This window comes from Terrisporobacter mayombei (assembly GCF_020748465.1).
Taxonomy (GTDB): domain Bacteria; phylum Bacillota; class Clostridia; order Peptostreptococcales; family Peptostreptococcaceae; genus Terrisporobacter; species Terrisporobacter mayombei.
The window spans coordinates 12420-29570 of sequence record NZ_JAHZMP010000001.1 but is presented as its reverse complement, the minus strand read 5'-3'; the positions used below and the strand labels follow the sequence as shown (position 1 = coordinate 29570).

Below are 17151 nucleotides of genomic sequence, written 5' to 3'. Positions count from 1 at the left end.
ACTAGATGATTCTAAGAACAAAATTATTTGGACACACATATGAGTTTAAAAACTTATACGATGTAATGGCCAAAGCTAATGAAGAAAAATCAGGAGATAAATTAGCAGGAATAGCAGCAAATTCAGCAGAAGAAAGAGTTGCAGCAAAAGTGGTTTTATCACACATAAAACTGGAGGATATAAGAAATAATCCAGCAGTACCTTATGAAGAAGATGAAGTAACAAGAATAATTCAAGATGGTGTAAATGAAAAAATATATGAAGAAATAAAAGACTTCACAGTATCAGAATTTAGAGAATGGTTGTTAGATAGTAATACAACTAGTTTAGATATAAAAAGAGTATCAAAAGGTTTAACTTCTGAGATGATAGCAGCTGTTACTAAAATAATGTCAAATATGGACTTAGTTTATGCAGCTAAAAAGATAAAAGTTACAGCTCATTGTAATACAACAATAGGTGAGCCGGGAACATTATCAGCAAGACTTCAACCAAACCATCCAACAGATGATCCTGATGGAATACTAGCATCACTTTTAGAAGGCCTAACTTTTGGTATAGGAGATGCAGTACTTGGACTTAATCCAGTTGATGATTCAGTTGAAAGTGTTACAAAAGTATTAAAAAGATTTGATGAAGTAAAGAAAAAACATGAAATACCAACTCAAATTTGTGTACTAGCACATGTTACAACACAAATGCAAGCAATAAAAAATGGTGCGCCAGCAGATTTAATATTCCAATCTATAGCAGGTTCTCAAAAAGGAAATGAAGCTTTTGGATTTGATGGTTCAACTTTAGAAGAAGCTAGACAATTAGCCCTAAAACATGGTACTGCTACAGGTCCTAATGTAATGTACTTTGAAACAGGACAAGGTTCAGAACTTTCATCAGAAGCTCATCATGGAATAGACCAGGTAACAATGGAAGCTAGATGCTATGGTTTCGCTAAAAAGTTTGAGCCATTTTTAGTAAATACAGTTGTTGGATTTATAGGACCTGAATATTTATATGATGCTAAGCAAGTAACAAGAGCAGGTCTTGAAGATCACTTTATGGGTAAATTAAGTGGGCTACCTATGGGAGTTGATGTTTGCTATACAAACCATATGAAAGCAGACCAAAATGATATAGAGAATTTAGCAATATTATTAACAGCAGCAGGATGTACGTATTTTATGGGAATACCTCATGGAGATGATGTAATGCTTAACTACCAAACAACAGGATATCATGATACAGCATCGCTTAGAGAAATGTTTGGATTAACAGCAATAAAAGAATTTGATGCTTGGTTAGAAAAAATGGGATATTCTAAGAATGGCAAGTTAACTGATATAGCTTCAGATGCATCATCATTATTATAGATAGGAGGTATTTTATATGAATGAAAAAGAATTAAAAGCATTAGTAGAACAATTAGTTGGTCAAATGGTACAAGATATAGATAAAAATACTATAAAAGAAACAGTGAAGCAGGTAAGTAATATGACTAACTGTACAGTAGATAACAATGCATGTATAGATGATATAACAAAAGTAGATATAAAGAAACAATTATTAGTTACTAATCCTAAAGATGCAGAAAGTTACTTAGATATGAAATCTAAAACTCCTGCAAGAATAGGAATAGGTAAAGCTGGTGCTAGATATAAAACAGAAACGATTTTAAGATTTAGAGCAGATCATGCAGCAGCACAAGATGCAGTATTTTCATATGTAAGTGAAGATTTTATAAAAGAAAATAATATGTTTGAAATAGAAACATTATGTAAGGATAAAGATGAATACTTAACAAGACCAGATCTTGGAAGGAAGTTCTCAAAAGAAACTATAAGTAGATTAAAAGACAAAATAGGAACAAATCAAAAGGTATTAATGGTAGTTGGAGATGGACTAAGTTCATCAGCAATAGAAGCAAATTTAAGAGATTGTGTACCAGCTATAAAGCAAGGTTTAAAAATGTATGGTATAGAATGTGGGGAATTAGTTTTTATAAAACATTGTAGAGTTGGAGCAATGGACCACTTAGGAGAAGAATTAGGTTGTGAAGTTGTATGCATGTTAGTTGGTGAAAGACCAGGATTAGTTACAGCAGAATCAATGTCAGCATATATTGCATATAAGCCATACATAGGAATGTCAGAAGCCAAAAGAACAGTTATATCAAATATTCACAAAGGTGGAACAAACCCAGTTGAAGCAGGAGCTCATATAGCTGAACTTATAAAAACAATGTTAGATAAAAAAGCTTCAGGAATAGACCTAAAATAATAACCTAAAGGAGTATGAAATATGAAAAACGATGTAATTCGTCCTAATATATTAGGAATTAAAATAATATCAAATGTTAGTCCGGAAATGGAGAAAAAATTAAATTTAAAATCACATCATAAAAGTTTAGGCCTTATAACTTCAGATAGTGATGATGTAACATATACTGCACTTGATGAAGCTACAAAATCAGCCGAAGTTGATGTAGTATATGCAAAATCTATGTATGCAGGAGCAGCAAATGCTTCAACTAAATTAGCTGGAGAAGTAATAGGTATAATAGCAGGACCAAGTCCAGCAGAAGTAAGAAGTGGATTAAATGCAATAGTTGATTTTATGGAAAATGGTTCAACTTTTATAAGTGCTAATGAAGATGATTCAATAGCATACTATGCTTATTGTGTATCAAGAACAGGAACATATCTTTCTGAAACAGCAGGAATAAAAGAAGGTGAGCCACTAGCTTATTTAGTAGCACCACCACTTGAAGCTATGTATGGATTAGATGCAGCTCTAAAAGCAGCAGACGTATCTATGTGTGTATTATTTGAACCACCAACAGAAACAAACTTTGCAGGAGCACTACTTACAGGTTCTCAATCAGCTTGTAAAGCAGCATGTGATGCTTTTGCTGAAGCAGTAAAATCAGTAGCTGATAATCCAACAGGATTTTAATATAAATGAACGCCATAGGTTTAGTTGAGGTTATAGGATATGTTGCTGCAATACAAGCAGGAGATGCAAGTTTAAAATCTGCTAATGTAAATTTATTAGATATCACGAAAGTAGGAAGTGGAATAGTTACACTAATAATAAGTGGAGATGTAGGTGCAGTTAAATCAGCAGTTGAAGCGGCCGAAAATGCTGTATTACAAATTGGAAAATTAAGATCGACTCATGTAATACCAAGAATAGATAAATCTGTAGGAAATATTTTATTAAAAAAAGAAGAACCTAAAATAAATATAAAAGAAGAGCCTAAAGATTTAGATACAAAAATACCACTTATAAAAGAAGAACCAATTGAAGAAAAATTAGAAGAAGAAAAGGCTAAAGATTTGGATTCTTCTTTAAATAATTTAAACAATAGCTTAGATATAGAAAATGAAAAAAAAGATATAAAAAATATAGAGATAGAAGATAAAGAGCAAAAAAAGGAATTTGATAAAGAATATTTATCAAAGCTAAAAGTAAAGGAATTAAAATCTTTAATAAAAAAATTAGATAGCTCTTTTACTAACAAAGATTTAAATTCATTAAAAAAAGAAGAATTAATACAGATAATTGAAAATCTAAGTAAAGGAGATAAATAGATATGACACTTTCAGACAAAGATTTATTATCTATACAAGAGGTAAGAAATCTTTTAAAAAGATCAACAATAGCTCAAAAAAAACTTAGTAAAATGAGCCAAGAAAAAATAAATAATATAGTAAAAGCAATATCTGATGAAGCTTATAAAAATGCAGATAAATTAGCAAAAATTGCAAATGAGGAAACTGGATTTGGAAAGTATGAAGATAAAATAGTAAAAAATATATTTGCTTCTAAAATGGTTTATGAAACATTAAAAGATACAAAAACAGTTGGAATAATAGGTGAAGATAAAGATATAAAAACTATAGATATAGCAACAGGAGTAGGAGTGGTAGCAGGTCTTATACCTTCAACCAATCCAACTTCAACAGTAATATATAAAGCTATGATATCTATAAAAGCAGGAAATACAATAGTATTTTCACCACATCCAAATGCTAAAAAATGTATACTTGAAACTGTGAGAGTAATAAATGAGGCAGCTATAAGTGCAGGATGTCCTGAAGATGCTATATTATGTATAACAATACCAACACTACAAGCAACTAATGAATTAATGAAACATAAAGACACTAAATTAATATTAGCAACAGGTGGAGAACCAATGGTAAGGGCTGCTTACTCATCAGGAACACCAGCAATAGGAGTAGGTCCTGGAAATGGTCCAGCATTTATAGATAAAAGTTGTGATGTAAGCTTAGCAGTTAAAAGAATTATAGATTCTAAAACTTTTGATAATGGTGTTATATGTGCATCAGAACAATCAATAGTTATTGAAAAATCTATGGAAGAGAAAGTTATAAATGAGCTTAAAAATCAAGGAGCATATTTATTAAATGATGAAGAAGCTAAAAAATTATCTGAATTTATATTAAGAGCCAATGGTACTATGAATCCACAAATAGTTGGAAAAAGTGCTCAAGTAATAGCAAAACTTGCAAATTTAGAAAATGTAGACTCTAGTATTAAAGTTTTAATAGCAAGAGAAACTAAAGTAGGGCATGATGTAGCTTATTCTAGAGAAAAACTTGCACCGATACTTGCATTTTATGTAGAAGAAAATGTTAATGACGTGGAGAAAAGATGTATAGAAATCTTATTAAATGAAGGAGCAGGACATACATTCTCAATGCATGCAAAAGATGAAGAATTAGTAAAAAGATTTGCACTTAGCATGCCGGTATCTAGAATAATGGTAAATACACCTTCAGCTCTTGGAGGAATAGGTGGTTCAACTAATATAGCTTCAGCTCTAACATTAGGATGTGGAGCTATAGGCGGAAGTTCAACTTCAAACAATGTAGGACCACTTGATTTAATAAATATTAAAAAGGTAGCATATGGAGTAAAAGAAATAGATGAACTTAGACAAAATGCACCTAAGGTGGATTCTTCAAGTCTTTGTTCTATGGATAAAGAAGAATTAATAAATCTATTGGTTAAAAAGATAGTACAAGAGTTAAACTAATAAAAATTATAAAAACTATGAAAATATATAAAACTTGGAGGTCATTGTTATGGCAAATGCAAACGCATTAGGAATGATAGAAACTAAAGGATTAGTAGGAGCAATAGAAGCAGCAGATGCAATGGTTAAAGCTGCAAATGTACAACTAGTTGGTAAAGAACAAGTTGGTGGAGGACTAGTTACAGTTATGGTAAGAGGAGATGTAGGAGCTGTTAAAGCAGCTACAGATGCAGGAGCAGCAGCAGCAGAAAGAGTTGGAGAATTATTATCAGTTCATGTAATACCAAGACCACACTTTGAAGTAGATGCTATATTACCAAAAACATTACCAAAAACATCTTCTAACAATACTTTATAATAATTAAAATTTGATAAAAAAGGGATGCTTAGTCATCCCTTTTTATATAAATAGGAGTATGATAAAATGGCTGTTTTAACAGAAAGTGAAGTAAGAAAAAAATTATCAAAAAATAGTGATAATATAAGAGAATTTTATGTACAAAAAAATCAAATAATAACTCCTTCAGCAAAATCATATTTATCTCAAGAAAATATAGAAATTAAATACGTTGATAATATAGAAAATATTAATAAAACTAAACAAGATGAATTAGTTGAAAATAAAAAGTACAAATATATAAGTGTATTTGGTGCTAAATTAAATGAAAAACCAGAACATATGACTAGTTTACATGGAAATTTATTAGTATTCAAAGATCATAAAAGAATAATACTTAGAGGGAAAATTGATTCATTAGAATCTAAAATAATTCAAAGCCAAATACTTTGCCAAAAGCATAATATGTCTAAATTAATAAAAGATTTAGAAGAAATATTAAATTTTGTAAGAAATATAATGAGATGTGAAGTTTTAGAAGAAAAGTTAAAAGACTTTACACTTTTAGATTTAAGCGAGCATGAGATAAGAGAACAATCTCATTATCCCAAAAAGTATTTTGGAATAGATCATGAATTTGTGTCATACAAAATGGGAGAAATAGTGGTATCTATAAATGATTTAAGAAGTGCTACAAGAGAAGTCGAACTTAGTGCGTATCAAGCTTTTAAAGGAGAATATGGTGAAGTTGAAAGACAAGATATAATAAAAGCACTTAATAGATTATCATCATTGTTCTGGATTATGATTTATAAAATAAGAACAGGAAAATATGATTAATTGGAGGACATTATGCAAAATCTATTAGATGAAATAGTAAAAGAAGTTACAGATAGAGTAAAAAAAGAAATATTTATAGAAGTAGAAGCTTCAGGAAGACATGTTCATTTAAGTGAAGAAGATGTTGAAAAATTATTTGGAACAGGATATAAATTAACTAAAATAAAAGATTTATCTCAACCTGGTCAGTATGCATGTAAAGAAAGAGTTACAATTAAAGGACCAAAAGGAAGTATAACAAATGTTGTAGTACTAGGTCCGTGTAGAAAAGAGACTCAAGTTGAAATATCTCTAACAGATGGTTTATCTCTTGGACTAAAACCACCTATAAAACAAAGTGGAGATTTACAAGGTACTTTAGGAATAAAAATTTCTACAGATAAAGAAGAAATTGAACTACCAAGAGGTCTTATGGTTGCTAAAAGACATGTACATATTACAAAATGTGATGCAACTAAATTTAATGTGAATGATAATGAGATAGTTAAAGTAAAAGTATTTGGACAAAGACCTTTAATATTTGATGATGTAGTCGTAAGGGTAAGTGACAAATATAAAACTTATATGCATATAGACTATGATGAAGCTAATGCATGCGGATTTAGTAAAGGTACTATGGCTAAAATTGTGAAATTTTATTAAACCTCTAGGGAGGAAAAGAATATGAACTACGAAAATATGATAAATACTATAGTAGAAGAAATTTATAAAAAAATAAATTCTATAAATGAAATAGAAAATAAACCTAAAGCTGTTTTATTATACGAAGATAACAACAAAGAACAGTTTAAGTTTTTAAAGCAAAGATTTGAAGTAGTTAACTTTGAAAAATCTATAAGAGATTGTCAAATAGTTATAATATCAAAACTTTGCATGAGAGGACTTTGTAACCTAGCTGTAGGTCATAGTGTATCAGATGAAGAAAGATTTATACTTAAAATGTTAATGAAAGGCAAAAAAGTATATGTATTAGAAGATGGTATAGAATATAAAAGATATAAAAAAACAGCACCAAAAGCTTTATACAATAAATACATGTCTTATGAAGATGAAATAATAAATTTTGGTGTTGAAATTATAAAAGATATAAATTTTATATATTTAGATGATGATAAAAAAGAAAATTTAAGTAAAACAAAAAAAGATATAAAAATAAATGATGAATTTAGTTTAAATTTAACAAATCAAAAACTTATATCAGAAAGCGATTTAAAAAAACCTATGATAAGTGGAATAAAAAATGTATTAGTTGATAAAAAAAGTATAGTAACTCCACTAGCGAAGGATTTTATAAGAATACATCATTTAAAACTAAAAAGAATGTAGTGGTGAATTGTTATGGAGATAGGTAAAGTAGTAGGAAATGTTTGGGCAACAAGAAAAGATGAAAAATTATGTGGACAAAAATTTTTAGTTGTAAAACTTTTAAAAACAAAAGACACATATAAAGAAGGATTTTTAGTTGCAGCAGACAATGCAGGAGCAGGTAGTGGGGATTTAGTTTTCATAACTAAAGGTTCATCAGCAAGGGTTTCATTAGACAAAGAAAATGTTCCAATAGATGCAACTATAGTAGGTATAGTTGATACATTAGAGTTTTTTGATTAATAAAAGTATTGGTGCTATAGAATTTAAAAGTATAGCTAAAGGTATAGAAGTTTCTAATGAAATAGTTAAAAAATCATCAGTTGAAGTAATATACTTAAAAAGTATATGTCCAGGAAAAATTTTAATAATGATATTAGGAGAAACTTGTTATATAAAAGAGTCCATAGATTATGGTTTGACAAAAGGAGACGAATATATAGTTGATAGCTTTATAATAAACTCTGTTAGTTTAGATATAATAAATGGGCTCAAAAATAAATACAAAAAATTAGAAAGTATAAAATCTATTGGAGTAGTAGAAACAAATAAAGTATGCTCAGGACTTAAAGCCCTTAATAAAACCCTGAAATCTAGTGATGTATCTTTGATTAAGCTACAAGTATCTTTTGCAATAGGTGGGAAATTGGTTTATATAGTAAGCGGAGATTTAAGTGATTTAGAAATCGGTATAAACGAAGGATGCAAAGTTATAAATAAAAAGTACATAATAAATACTTCTATAATACCATCATTAAATAAACAAATAATAGATAATTTAATATAATGGAGGACACTATGAACGTAAATGAAATTATTATTTTTATAATGGCAGTATTTATGGTATTAGGTGCTATAGATAAGTGTATAGGAAATAAATTTGGTATAGGAGAACAATTTGAAGAAGGTATAATGGCAATGGGTGCATTAGCACTTGCTATGGTTGGGGTTATATCTTTATCACCAGTTTTAGCAAATGTATTAAGACCAGTAGTAGTACCAGTATTTGATTTATTAGGAGCAGACCCAGCGATGTTTGCAGGAAGTTTACTTGCAAATGATATGGGTGGTGCGCCACTTGCAATGGAACTTGCAAAAGACCCACAAGCAGGATTGTTTGGAGGACTTATAGTAGGAGCTATGATGGGACCTACTATAGTATTTATAATACCAGTTGCACTTGGAATAATAGAAAAAGAAGATCAAAAGTATTTAGCAACAGGAATACTTGCAGGTATAATAACGATACCAATAGGAGCATTTGTTGGAGGATTAGTAGCTGGATTTGATGTTATGATGGTTATAAGAAACTTAATACCTATAATAATATTTGCAGTAATTATAGCAATAGGATTATTAAAGTTTGAAAATGCTATGATAAAAGGATTTACATACTTTGGAAAAGGAGTAGTAATAGTTATAACAGTAGGATTTGCAGCTGCAATATTTGAAGCTTTAACAGGCATAGTTGTAATACCAGGAATGAAACCAATTGAAGAAGGTTTAGTAATAGTTGGAGATATAGCTATAGTTTTAGCAGGAGCGTTCCCATTAGTATATGTTATAACAAAAGTATTTAATAAACCATTAATGGCACTAGGCAAGTTACTAGGAATGAATGATGTATCGGCAGCAGGAATGGTTGCTAGTTTAGCTAACTGTATACCTATGTTTGGTATGATGAAAAATATGGATAACAAAGGTAAAATAATAAACGTTGCATTTTCTGTATCAGCAGCATTTGTATTTGGAGATCATTTAGGGTTTACAGCAGGATTTAACAAAGAAATGTTAACTCCAATGATAATTGCTAAATTAGTTGGAGGAATAACAGCAGTTATAGTAGCTATGTTTATAGCAAATAAAACAATAAGAAAGGAGAATGCATAAAATGGATATAAAAAATATAGATAAAAGTTTATTAGAAAAATTAGTAAGACAAATAATAGAAGAAAAATTAAGTGAAGGTAATGATGGTGTAGATTTTATAAGACACAAAGATATAAGTGGAATAACATCTATAAAATTACCAACTGTAAAGGTTAGTGAAGCTAATAGATTACATACAGGAAATAGTAAAGATGTAGTTTATACTAAAGATTTATTTACATTAGAAGAAAGCCCAAGATTAGGTTGTGGAATAATGGAAATGAAAGAAACTACATTTGACTGGACGCTTAATTATGATGAAATAGATTATGTAATAGAAGGAACATTAGATATAATAATAGATGGTAGAAAAGTATCAGCATCAGCTGGCGAGTTAATACTTATTCCAAAAGGAAGTAGTATAAAATTCTCAGTTAAAGATTATGCTAGATTTATATATGTAACATACCCAGCTGATTGGGAAGCCCAAAAATAAAAAAGTTAATTTAGTAGGTATTAATAAAGTAGAAACAAGAGGCTATCGCACTATTTTTTAGTTCGATAGCCTCTTGTTTTTAAACAAATTTAAAAATAATCTAAATATGATGAATTATGACGATAGTAGTTCCTTTTGGACGGGTGACTTCTCAAATAACTGCATTTGGTAGTATTTATACTACTATTACAGGCATTGATTACAATTTACTTTGTATTGTATTTTATATAGTAAGTTTAGTATTTGCTTTTAATTTAGGCGGTGGCAGATTTACAGGTAGCAGCAAGTTATGGAGCTGTAAGAACTATAGCATCTGCAATAAATCATGTTTTCAATAATTTGGATTGGGTAAATGAAAAGATAGAAAATTTTGTTTATTCATGTTGTAGAAATGTTGGAATGAGTAGACATTGGGCTTACTGAACTACTAGGATCGTAACATTAGCTACAGTGATATAATTAAAAGTTGAAGGTATGATAATCTCCTATGTACATTGAGTAATCTTAATAAACATAGGAGATTATTAGATATAAGAATATATAGGAGGAAATTGATGGAATTAATTATATTTTTAATATTGAGTACATTTTTTTTTGGTACACGTATTAAAAAATCAGAAAATAAAACGGAGTATTATAATAATATACTTATGACAACTCTTAATGCTATTCTATTGTTTTGTAAGATAACCTATAATAGAAGTAATGTGGTAAAGATTATTTTAATTTTGTTAATTATTTTAATAATCTTTAACTATATTCATTCTAAATTAAAAAAGTATAAACAATAAAGCTTATGTTTCTACTTGTATAACAACAAATAAAGAACAAGAAGTAGTAAATAAAGAAAACTTATACAACGGAAAGGTTAATATTCTTATTAATAATTGTTTGTGCTTTACGTTTTATATTTTCAAAAACAAATAATAAAAAATAGCATGCTTTGCAGAGATAAGTGGATGCAATTCTTCTGATGGTTCCTTGAAACCTGATAAGAATAGAAATAAGACAAGCCAAAATTTTGTAGTTACCAAAGAAAATGTTATGGGTACTACAACATATAATAAGGATGGATTTAAGTATTATACTTTAAAGATGTGAAATATTTAAAATTGGAGAATGGGGGAGCTCAAAAATGTGGCTTTTTTTAGCCTGTATATTATGTTCTATAATCATTACTTATTTGGGAAACTATTTAATATCTTTTATATTATCAAAGCTGAATAATACAAGTAGATTTAAAAAGAGTGTTAGTAAATGCCATTGTTTCAGGAACATTGCTATATATTGCTTTTAGGATAATATTGTTTTATACAGAATAAAAAATAGTGGGTTAGGAGAATATTGATGTTATTAATTATACTTGGAATATTTGGCATATTTTTATTTGGTTCAGAGATCAAGAATTCAAAAAATAAAATGGATTATTATAATAAAATACTTTGGACAATTTATTTTGTATTCTTTACCTTTTGTAAGATAACTGATTATAGAGGTATTCTGGGAAAGATTATTTTCATAGTTTTATTTGCTTTTATAATAATTACTCATGTTTGTTCTAAATTAAAAAGATATAAAGAATAAAGCATATACTTATTAAAAAGGTGCGTATCTAATTAAAAAGATATTTTTCAGATGCTATCTATTACTCTTTTGATAGGCTGTTTTGATTAGATGGACTGTCTCCTGGAGCAGGAAGAATAGATAACTATACAAATATATATAAAAGGGGATTAAATTATGAGATATAAAAAATATACTTCAAAAACATTTATATTAGATATGATAATCGTAGTCATCGTATGTCAATTATTTGATAATTATTTATATAACTCTGTTTATAATATTGTTTTAGTAAAAATAATTGTAATAGCTTTAATAATATCGATTGTAAATATATTAAAAAAAAATGTTAAGAAATTAGAATGATCATTATAAGCTGATTAGATTAAATTATGAAAAATAGCAATAATAACTTTGTCTTTGGATTTGTTATAGTTGAGCAGTTCTTGACAGTTAATATTTTTATATTTCTTCCAAATTAAAAAGGTGTGTATCTCATTAAAAAGATACACACCTTTTCTTTATTTATTGGTAATATTAGTAATATTGTGAGACAGATCGCTTATACTATCTGTCAGAGCTTGAAGTTTCCCTTCAATTCTAACTAACAAATAGAGAGAAATTGCTATGGGAAAACCAAGGTTAGCTATGAGAGATTGTAAATCAGCCATTTAAATCACCTGACTAAACTTCTAAGTCGTATTCAGTAGTTGTGCTATTAACTACCTTGGCAGATACACAGGCAACTATGTCATATCCCTTTGGTTGGAATATGTTTTTATCTTTGATTAAATTCATAGCGTCTACTATATCTTGTTCTTCCAAGTCTTCTCTTGGATCGTCCACAGTAATAGAAAAGCTATTACCTAAAGTGTTTTTAAAAGTCATTAAAAGTTTCTTTTCATTCATAATTTAACCTCCTAAAATTTTAGCAGCGAACTATCTCAAGTTATAACTATGATAATTCGCTGACTTTATGGTCAGAGTAAATTTTTACTCTGATAATGATGAGTTATCCACTCTATTTGTGCCACTTAGAGTATGTTGTTGCAATCCAGCTATGGTATTTACCACATCCATAATATTTTCGTTTGAAGCACCTGATTTTATGCTTGAAAAAGTTTTTGTTTTTACAATTCTATCTCCGTTTAAATCTGTTCCATGATCAAATTTAACTTTGATAGAAGAAGCATTGGGAGTTGAAACTACAGCCATATTATTACCTCCTTAAATTTTGTGCAAGGATATATCCCTTAGGATATGACTAACCTTTGTTTATATAGTAGTGGAAAATTGTGAAATAAAGAAAAAATAAATATGAATAAAATTATTTAGTAAAAGAGTTAAAGAATATAAAAATATGTAAGTTTAAAAGAGCCAAGCTTTAGAATTGAATTTAGAGTGTAAAATAAAACATTTTCATACAAAGTTACCCCTAAGTTACCCCTTTTTTGGCGAAAAGATTTAGTATAATTATATTATAAAACATAATAAAAAGGAGGGGAGTTATGAAGTTCGATTTTAGGAAAAGAAGAAGGGCCCTAGGATATTCCATAAAAAAACTGTCTAAAAAATCTGGAGTATCTGAAAGTACTATAAAAAATATAGAAAGCAAAAAGCGTGTTGCAAGGAAAGAAACTTTTGAATTAATTACTAAAGCACTAAACTGGGTAATTGATTATGAGGAATACTGTGAATATATATATTCTATAAATAAAAAGCATATAAAAAATGGACAAACTTGTGAAAGTAATGAGGAAATAGATAAAAAAATAAAACTACAAAAGGCAAATGAACTTTACAAAGCAAATAAGTACGAAGAAGCTTTAAATATTTATTTATCATTTTCAAATATATTTGAACAAGATGGTAATTATTTATTTACATGTGCTCTACTGTACCAATTGTTAAATGAATATGAAAAATCAATAGAATACTGTGACAAACTACGTAATTATAAAAAATATAAATTTTATGCACTTATATTAAAAGGGGAGTGTTTGGGGCAACTTGGTAAGAATAAAGAAGCGTTGAAAACGTTTGAAAAAGCACTTGAAGTAAAAAATAGTGGGAGCGCTAATTATTATAATTATCCTTTTGATGAAATAAGTAATAATTTGAGAGACTCAATTGAATATTATCATAAATATATAGAAATCCTACCTAATCTTACTTCTGACTATTCAAATATAGCTATTTGTTATGCTAAACAATTTAAAGAAAAAAAAGACATAAATCGTTTTATAAAATCAATTGAACAAAATGACAATAGATATGAAGCTCTTAGCAATATATTTATAGATTTAGACATTGGGGAAAAAGCTGAAGAATTAAAGTTTTACTACAACGAGTTTTTTAGAGTACACTGTGACAAAATTTTTGATGAAAAGAATTTGAAAAAGGATATTACATATGTGGGATATACTACATTAGCCAGTTATACAGGCTCATTGGATTATCCAACTATGGTGAAAGTCTATGCTAATAAAAATCAATATTTAGAGGATATGGAAAAGATAAAAGAACACATTTCATTTTTGCAGTACAAAGACAAATCAATTTATTTTACAGCTGATTATGTTAAGGTGAATGTGGTAAGCCTGGAAAAAAACACATTGATTGAAATAGTCTTTGGTGAATTTGTTATTTTGGAAGTAAACACATATGGAAAAGACCTGGATACCTTCAAAGAGCTATATGAAAAATACAATCAGTTTAGAATACAGTTAGAATGTGAAGGTGAAGTATTTGCAATGGATTGCTTAAACAATATATCTTTTAAATAATTTAAATAAATGGACAAAATTTGCTATCATAAGTTTTTTTAATTATGATGGCTTTTTTTGTACAAGTAAGGAGGTAAAAGTATGGAAGAAAAATTGGAAAACTTAATACCCGTAAGTATTACTGAGGAAAGTGACGTATTGATAAGTGCTAGAGACTTACATGGTTTTTTAGAAATCAAAACAAACTTTAGGATTTGGTATCCGAGGATGGTTGACTATGGATTTGTGGAAAATGAAGATTACCAGAAAGTCTATGAAAAAACAAACACCCTAGGAGGACAGCAAACTGTGGTGGATTATATGATGAATGTTGATATGGCAAAGGAAATAGCCATGATTCAGCGCAGTGAAAAAGGTAAGGAGGCAAGGACTTACTTCATAAAAGTGGAGAAAAAGTTTAAAGCTGCTCAAGTGGCCCTTAGGAGTTTGCTGGAAATTACTGAAAACAATTTCAAAAACTCCACAACTTTTACAGCTTATAACAATCAGCCCAATTTTAATAATGATAATGCTTATGTAATTGAAGAAAAACCAGGAAATTTAAAGACTAATTTTAGAGATACATCAAAACTTTATGGTATTAGAGAAAACTTATTTGTAAATTGGCTACTTCTTAATAATTATTGTTATCGTGACAAAAAAGGAATTATAAAACCTTATGCAAAGGTTATGGAATATTTTTATTTGAGAGAATTTACAACAGAAAATGGACATAACGGAATGCAAACATTGATCAATTCAAGGGGAAGAGAATTTTTTAGAAATTTATTAATTGATGAAAAAATAATAAAAGAAGAAATTAAATTATTAGAATGAGGTGGATAAAATGGCGAAAACATATTTTTGGTTGAAAATACAAGAAGATTTTTACAGACAAAAGGAAATAAAAATACTAAGACAAATGGAAAAAGGAGCTACTTATATTATTATTTATCAAAAAATGCTTATAAACTCTTTGAAAAATGGAAATAAGCTTTTCTATGATAATTTGAAGGACACTTTTGAGGAAGAGTTGGCATTAATTATAGATGAAGATGTGGAAGATGTTAAAGCTACTTTGGATTTTTTGAAAAGAGCAAATCTTATTGATTGTGTAACAGAGGAAGAGTATGTTCTGGCACAAGTTGAAGAGTTAACTGGTGGTGAAAGTGAGAGTACTAAACGTGTGAGAAAGTATAGAGAAAACAAAAAAGCAGAGTTAAATAATGAGGAAATTGAAGATGAAACTTTTTGTAACAAAAATGTAACGCTAGATATAGATATAGAGAAAGAGTTAGATATAGAGAAAGAATTAGATAAAGACCTAGATAAAGATTTAGGGCAAAATTCAAATGCAAAAAATCACAAGAAGTCAAAAAAACACAACAAGAAAAATTCCAAAAGCAAGTGTGTTAGTAGGTCTGTAGACGAAAATTTAGGCAAAATAAGCAAGCTTTATGAACAGAACATAGGGCCTATTTATCCTGCAAATACTCAGTATTTCATTGAAATTTCAGAGAAAATCCATTGGACCTTGTTTAATAGAGCCATAGAAATTTGCATAGACAAAAGCAACACCACACCAGGCTATTTGAAGGGCATAATCAAAAAATGGGATGAGCAAAAGATTTACACATTGGAGGCTTTAAAAGCAAAGGACATGGAACAACTTAACAAAAATTACAGCAAAAATAAATTGAAATACAACACCTGTGAAGATGAGAAAATAGACGAAAATCTCATAAGGGAGATGAAAGAGTTGGAGAAGAAACTGGGTGTTAGTTAGGGGGAAAAATGAATAAAAATTTGCTACAAAGAGTGAAAAAACTTATTGAAAATGGCAATTGTACTCCAGACAATTACAACTGTGCAAAATGCAGAGACTTGGGATATGTATTTGTGACAAATGAGAAAAGCAGTGATGTAGCCATGCCTTGTTCCTGTTTAGCTGAAAAAGAAGCTTTTGAAAAGCTGGAAAAATGCGGTCTAAGTGAAGCCTTTAAGAAAAAGACCTTTGCAAACTACGTCTGTGAAAATCCCTATCAAATAAAAGCCAAACACCAAGTAATGAAATTTTGCTGCGACTTTTCTAATAATAACTCGTCTTTGTTAATCTGTGGAAGGCCAGACGTGGGTAAAACTCATTTAGGTATAGCGGCTATGCTAAAGCTTATAAGTGACAATATTACTTGCAAATATGTTGAGTACAACAACATGATTGTAAACTTGAAACAAAGTATTATGGACGAGGAAAATCACATGAGAGAAATGGAAAAATACATAAATCCAAGAGTGCTTTTTATGGATGATTTTTTAAAAGGAAAGTCCACAGCCACAGATCTTAATTATATTTACAGAATAATAAACACCAGATATTTGAAACAAAAACCTTTAATAATCTCCACAGAAAAAAGTCTAGAAGAAATTCTTTATTTTGATGAAGCAGTAGGAAGTAGAATAATAGAAATGGCAGGAGAAAATGTGGTGCTCTTTGGAAAAGATAGCAATAATCATAGATTGAGAAACCTTTCAAAATAACACTTATAAAATACCTAGTAGGAAATAATATTATAAATAAATATATAAAAACAGGGGTGATATTATGAATATACTAATAGATGATATTCCAGTAAACTTACAACAAATGGTAGATATAATAGGCATGGACAACCTTATAGAGCTGTCAAAAATATATGGAGGTGCAAGTATATATATCCCAATGCACAAGACTTTACTTATACGTGAAAGAAACAGAAAAATAGTGAAGGAGTTTAATGGAGTAAATGGGGAAATATTAAGAAGAAAATACAATATTTCATATGCTCAGTTAAGAAGTTTAGTTCAAGATAAATAGATG

24 protein-coding genes are annotated in these 17151 nt (G+C 29.0%); 21 read left to right on the top strand and 3 right to left on the bottom strand.

Annotation, left to right across the window (positions count from 1 at the left end; all coding sequences use genetic code 11):
* Nucleotides 1-5: 5 nt before the first annotated feature.
* The 16 genes from K0039_RS00185 to K0039_RS00110 all read left to right on the top strand — a co-directional run bounded on the left by K0039_RS00185 (nt 6) and on the right by K0039_RS00110 (nt 11895).
* The gene (locus K0039_RS00185) at nt 6-1367 is read left to right on the top strand and encodes an ethanolamine ammonia-lyase subunit EutB (RefSeq protein ID WP_228103043.1); all 1362 of its coding nucleotides are present in this window, start codon (nt 6-8) and stop codon (nt 1365-1367) included.
* Between the two features lie 16 nt (nt 1368-1383).
* On the top strand, nt 1384-2274 hold the full coding sequence (gene eutC / locus K0039_RS00180) for an ethanolamine ammonia-lyase subunit EutC (RefSeq protein ID WP_228103042.1): 891 nt from the start codon (nt 1384-1386) through the stop codon (nt 2272-2274).
* A gap of 21 nt (nt 2275-2295) precedes the next feature.
* Complete coding sequence (gene eutL / locus K0039_RS00175) at nt 2296-2949, top strand: ethanolamine utilization microcompartment protein EutL (RefSeq protein WP_228103041.1); 654 nt, start codon at nt 2296-2298, stop codon at nt 2947-2949.
* Nucleotides 2950-2954: 5 nt separating this feature from the next.
* Nucleotides 2955-3587: a BMC domain-containing protein gene (locus K0039_RS22115; protein ID WP_272491539.1), complete on the top strand. Its 633-nt coding sequence runs from the start codon at nt 2955-2957 to the stop codon at nt 3585-3587.
* Nucleotides 3588-3589: 2 nt separating this feature from the next.
* Nucleotides 3590-5059, top strand: a complete 1470-nt coding sequence (locus tag K0039_RS00165; RefSeq protein WP_228103040.1) for an acetaldehyde dehydrogenase (acetylating) — start codon at nt 3590-3592, stop codon at nt 5057-5059.
* Between the two features lie 49 nt (nt 5060-5108).
* Nucleotides 5109-5417 carry an ethanolamine utilization microcompartment protein EutM gene (gene eutM, locus K0039_RS00160; protein WP_228103039.1) on the top strand — a complete coding sequence of 103 codons (309 nt, stop codon included), beginning with the start codon at nt 5109-5111 and terminating at the stop codon, nt 5415-5417.
* Nucleotides 5418-5483: 66 nt separating this feature from the next.
* Entirely contained in the window at nt 5484-6236 is a 753-nt protein-coding gene (locus K0039_RS00155) for a cobalamin adenosyltransferase family protein (RefSeq protein WP_228103038.1), read from the top strand.
* A 12-nt stretch (nt 6237-6248) separates the two neighbouring features.
* Nucleotides 6249-6878: an ethanolamine utilization phosphate acetyltransferase EutD gene (gene eutD, locus K0039_RS00150; protein WP_228103037.1), complete on the top strand. Its 630-nt coding sequence runs from the start codon at nt 6249-6251 to the stop codon at nt 6876-6878.
* Between the two features lie 21 nt (nt 6879-6899).
* Entirely contained in the window at nt 6900-7562 is a 663-nt protein-coding gene (locus K0039_RS00145) for a TIGR02536 family ethanolamine utilization protein (RefSeq protein WP_228103036.1), read from the top strand.
* 12 nt (nt 7563-7574) lie between these two features.
* On the top strand, nt 7575-7844 hold the full coding sequence (locus K0039_RS00140) for a EutN/CcmL family microcompartment protein (RefSeq protein WP_228103035.1): 270 nt from the start codon (nt 7575-7577) through the stop codon (nt 7842-7844).
* On the top strand, nt 7837-8388 hold the full coding sequence (locus tag K0039_RS00135) for a BMC domain-containing protein (protein ID WP_228103034.1): 552 nt from the start codon (nt 7837-7839) through the stop codon (nt 8386-8388). Before K0039_RS00140 ends, K0039_RS00135 begins: the two co-directional genes overlap by 8 nt.
* An 11-nt stretch (nt 8389-8399) precedes the next feature.
* Entirely contained in the window at nt 8400-9491 is a 1092-nt protein-coding gene (gene eutH, locus K0039_RS00130) for an ethanolamine utilization protein EutH (protein WP_228103033.1), read from the top strand.
* A 1-nt stretch (nt 9492) separates the two neighbouring features.
* The gene (locus tag K0039_RS00125; RefSeq protein ID WP_228103032.1) at nt 9493-9966 is read left to right on the top strand and encodes a EutQ-related cupin domain-containing protein; all 474 of its coding nucleotides are present in this window, start codon (nt 9493-9495) and stop codon (nt 9964-9966) included.
* A gap of 116 nt (nt 9967-10082) precedes the next feature.
* Nucleotides 10083-10304, top strand: a complete 222-nt coding sequence (locus tag K0039_RS00120) for a hypothetical protein (protein WP_228103031.1) — start codon at nt 10083-10085, stop codon at nt 10302-10304.
* Between the two features lie 1009 nt (nt 10305-11313).
* The gene (locus K0039_RS00115; protein ID WP_228103030.1) at nt 11314-11550 is read left to right on the top strand and encodes a hypothetical protein; all 237 of its coding nucleotides are present in this window, start codon (nt 11314-11316) and stop codon (nt 11548-11550) included.
* A 156-nt stretch (nt 11551-11706) separates the two neighbouring features.
* A complete protein-coding gene (locus K0039_RS00110) occupies nt 11707-11895 on the top strand; it encodes a hypothetical protein (protein ID WP_228103029.1) in 189 nt (62 codons plus the stop codon).
* Nucleotides 11896-12050: 155 nt separating this feature from the next.
* On the opposite strand, the gene K0039_RS22750 is transcribed toward K0039_RS00110, so the two are convergent.
* The 3 genes from K0039_RS22750 to K0039_RS00095 form a co-directional block, all read right to left on the bottom strand.
* The gene (locus K0039_RS22750; protein ID WP_228103028.1) at nt 12051-12200 is read right to left on the bottom strand and encodes a YvrJ family protein; all 150 of its coding nucleotides are present in this window, start codon (nt 12198-12200) and stop codon (nt 12051-12053) included.
* Between the two features lie 13 nt (nt 12201-12213).
* Complete coding sequence (locus K0039_RS00100) at nt 12214-12438, bottom strand: DUF2922 domain-containing protein (protein ID WP_228103027.1); 225 nt, start codon at nt 12436-12438, stop codon at nt 12214-12216.
* Between the two features lie 84 nt (nt 12439-12522).
* A complete protein-coding gene (locus K0039_RS00095; RefSeq protein ID WP_228103026.1) occupies nt 12523-12744 on the bottom strand; it encodes a DUF1659 domain-containing protein in 222 nt (73 codons plus the stop codon).
* A gap of 293 nt (nt 12745-13037) precedes the next feature.
* On the opposite strand from K0039_RS00095, the gene K0039_RS00090 reads away from it, so the two are divergent.
* The 5 genes from K0039_RS00090 to K0039_RS00070 all read left to right on the top strand — a co-directional run bounded on the left by K0039_RS00090 (nt 13038) and on the right by K0039_RS00070 (nt 17148).
* Nucleotides 13038-14315 (top strand): helix-turn-helix domain-containing protein, encoded by a 1278-nt coding sequence (locus K0039_RS00090; protein ID WP_228103025.1) that lies wholly within the window; start codon nt 13038-13040, stop codon nt 14313-14315.
* Between the two features lie 81 nt (nt 14316-14396).
* The gene (locus K0039_RS00085) at nt 14397-15131 is read left to right on the top strand and encodes an antA/AntB antirepressor family protein (RefSeq protein WP_228103024.1); all 735 of its coding nucleotides are present in this window, start codon (nt 14397-14399) and stop codon (nt 15129-15131) included.
* A gap of 10 nt (nt 15132-15141) precedes the next feature.
* Nucleotides 15142-16080, top strand: a complete 939-nt coding sequence (locus K0039_RS00080) for a phage replisome organizer N-terminal domain-containing protein (protein ID WP_228103023.1) — start codon at nt 15142-15144, stop codon at nt 16078-16080.
* Between the two features lie 8 nt (nt 16081-16088).
* The gene (locus K0039_RS00075) at nt 16089-16832 is read left to right on the top strand and encodes an ATP-binding protein (RefSeq protein WP_228103022.1); all 744 of its coding nucleotides are present in this window, start codon (nt 16089-16091) and stop codon (nt 16830-16832) included.
* Between the two features lie 64 nt (nt 16833-16896).
* Complete coding sequence (locus K0039_RS00070; RefSeq protein ID WP_228103021.1) at nt 16897-17148, top strand: Mor transcription activator family protein; 252 nt, start codon at nt 16897-16899, stop codon at nt 17146-17148.
* The last annotated feature ends 3 nt before the right edge of the window (nt 17149-17151 follow it).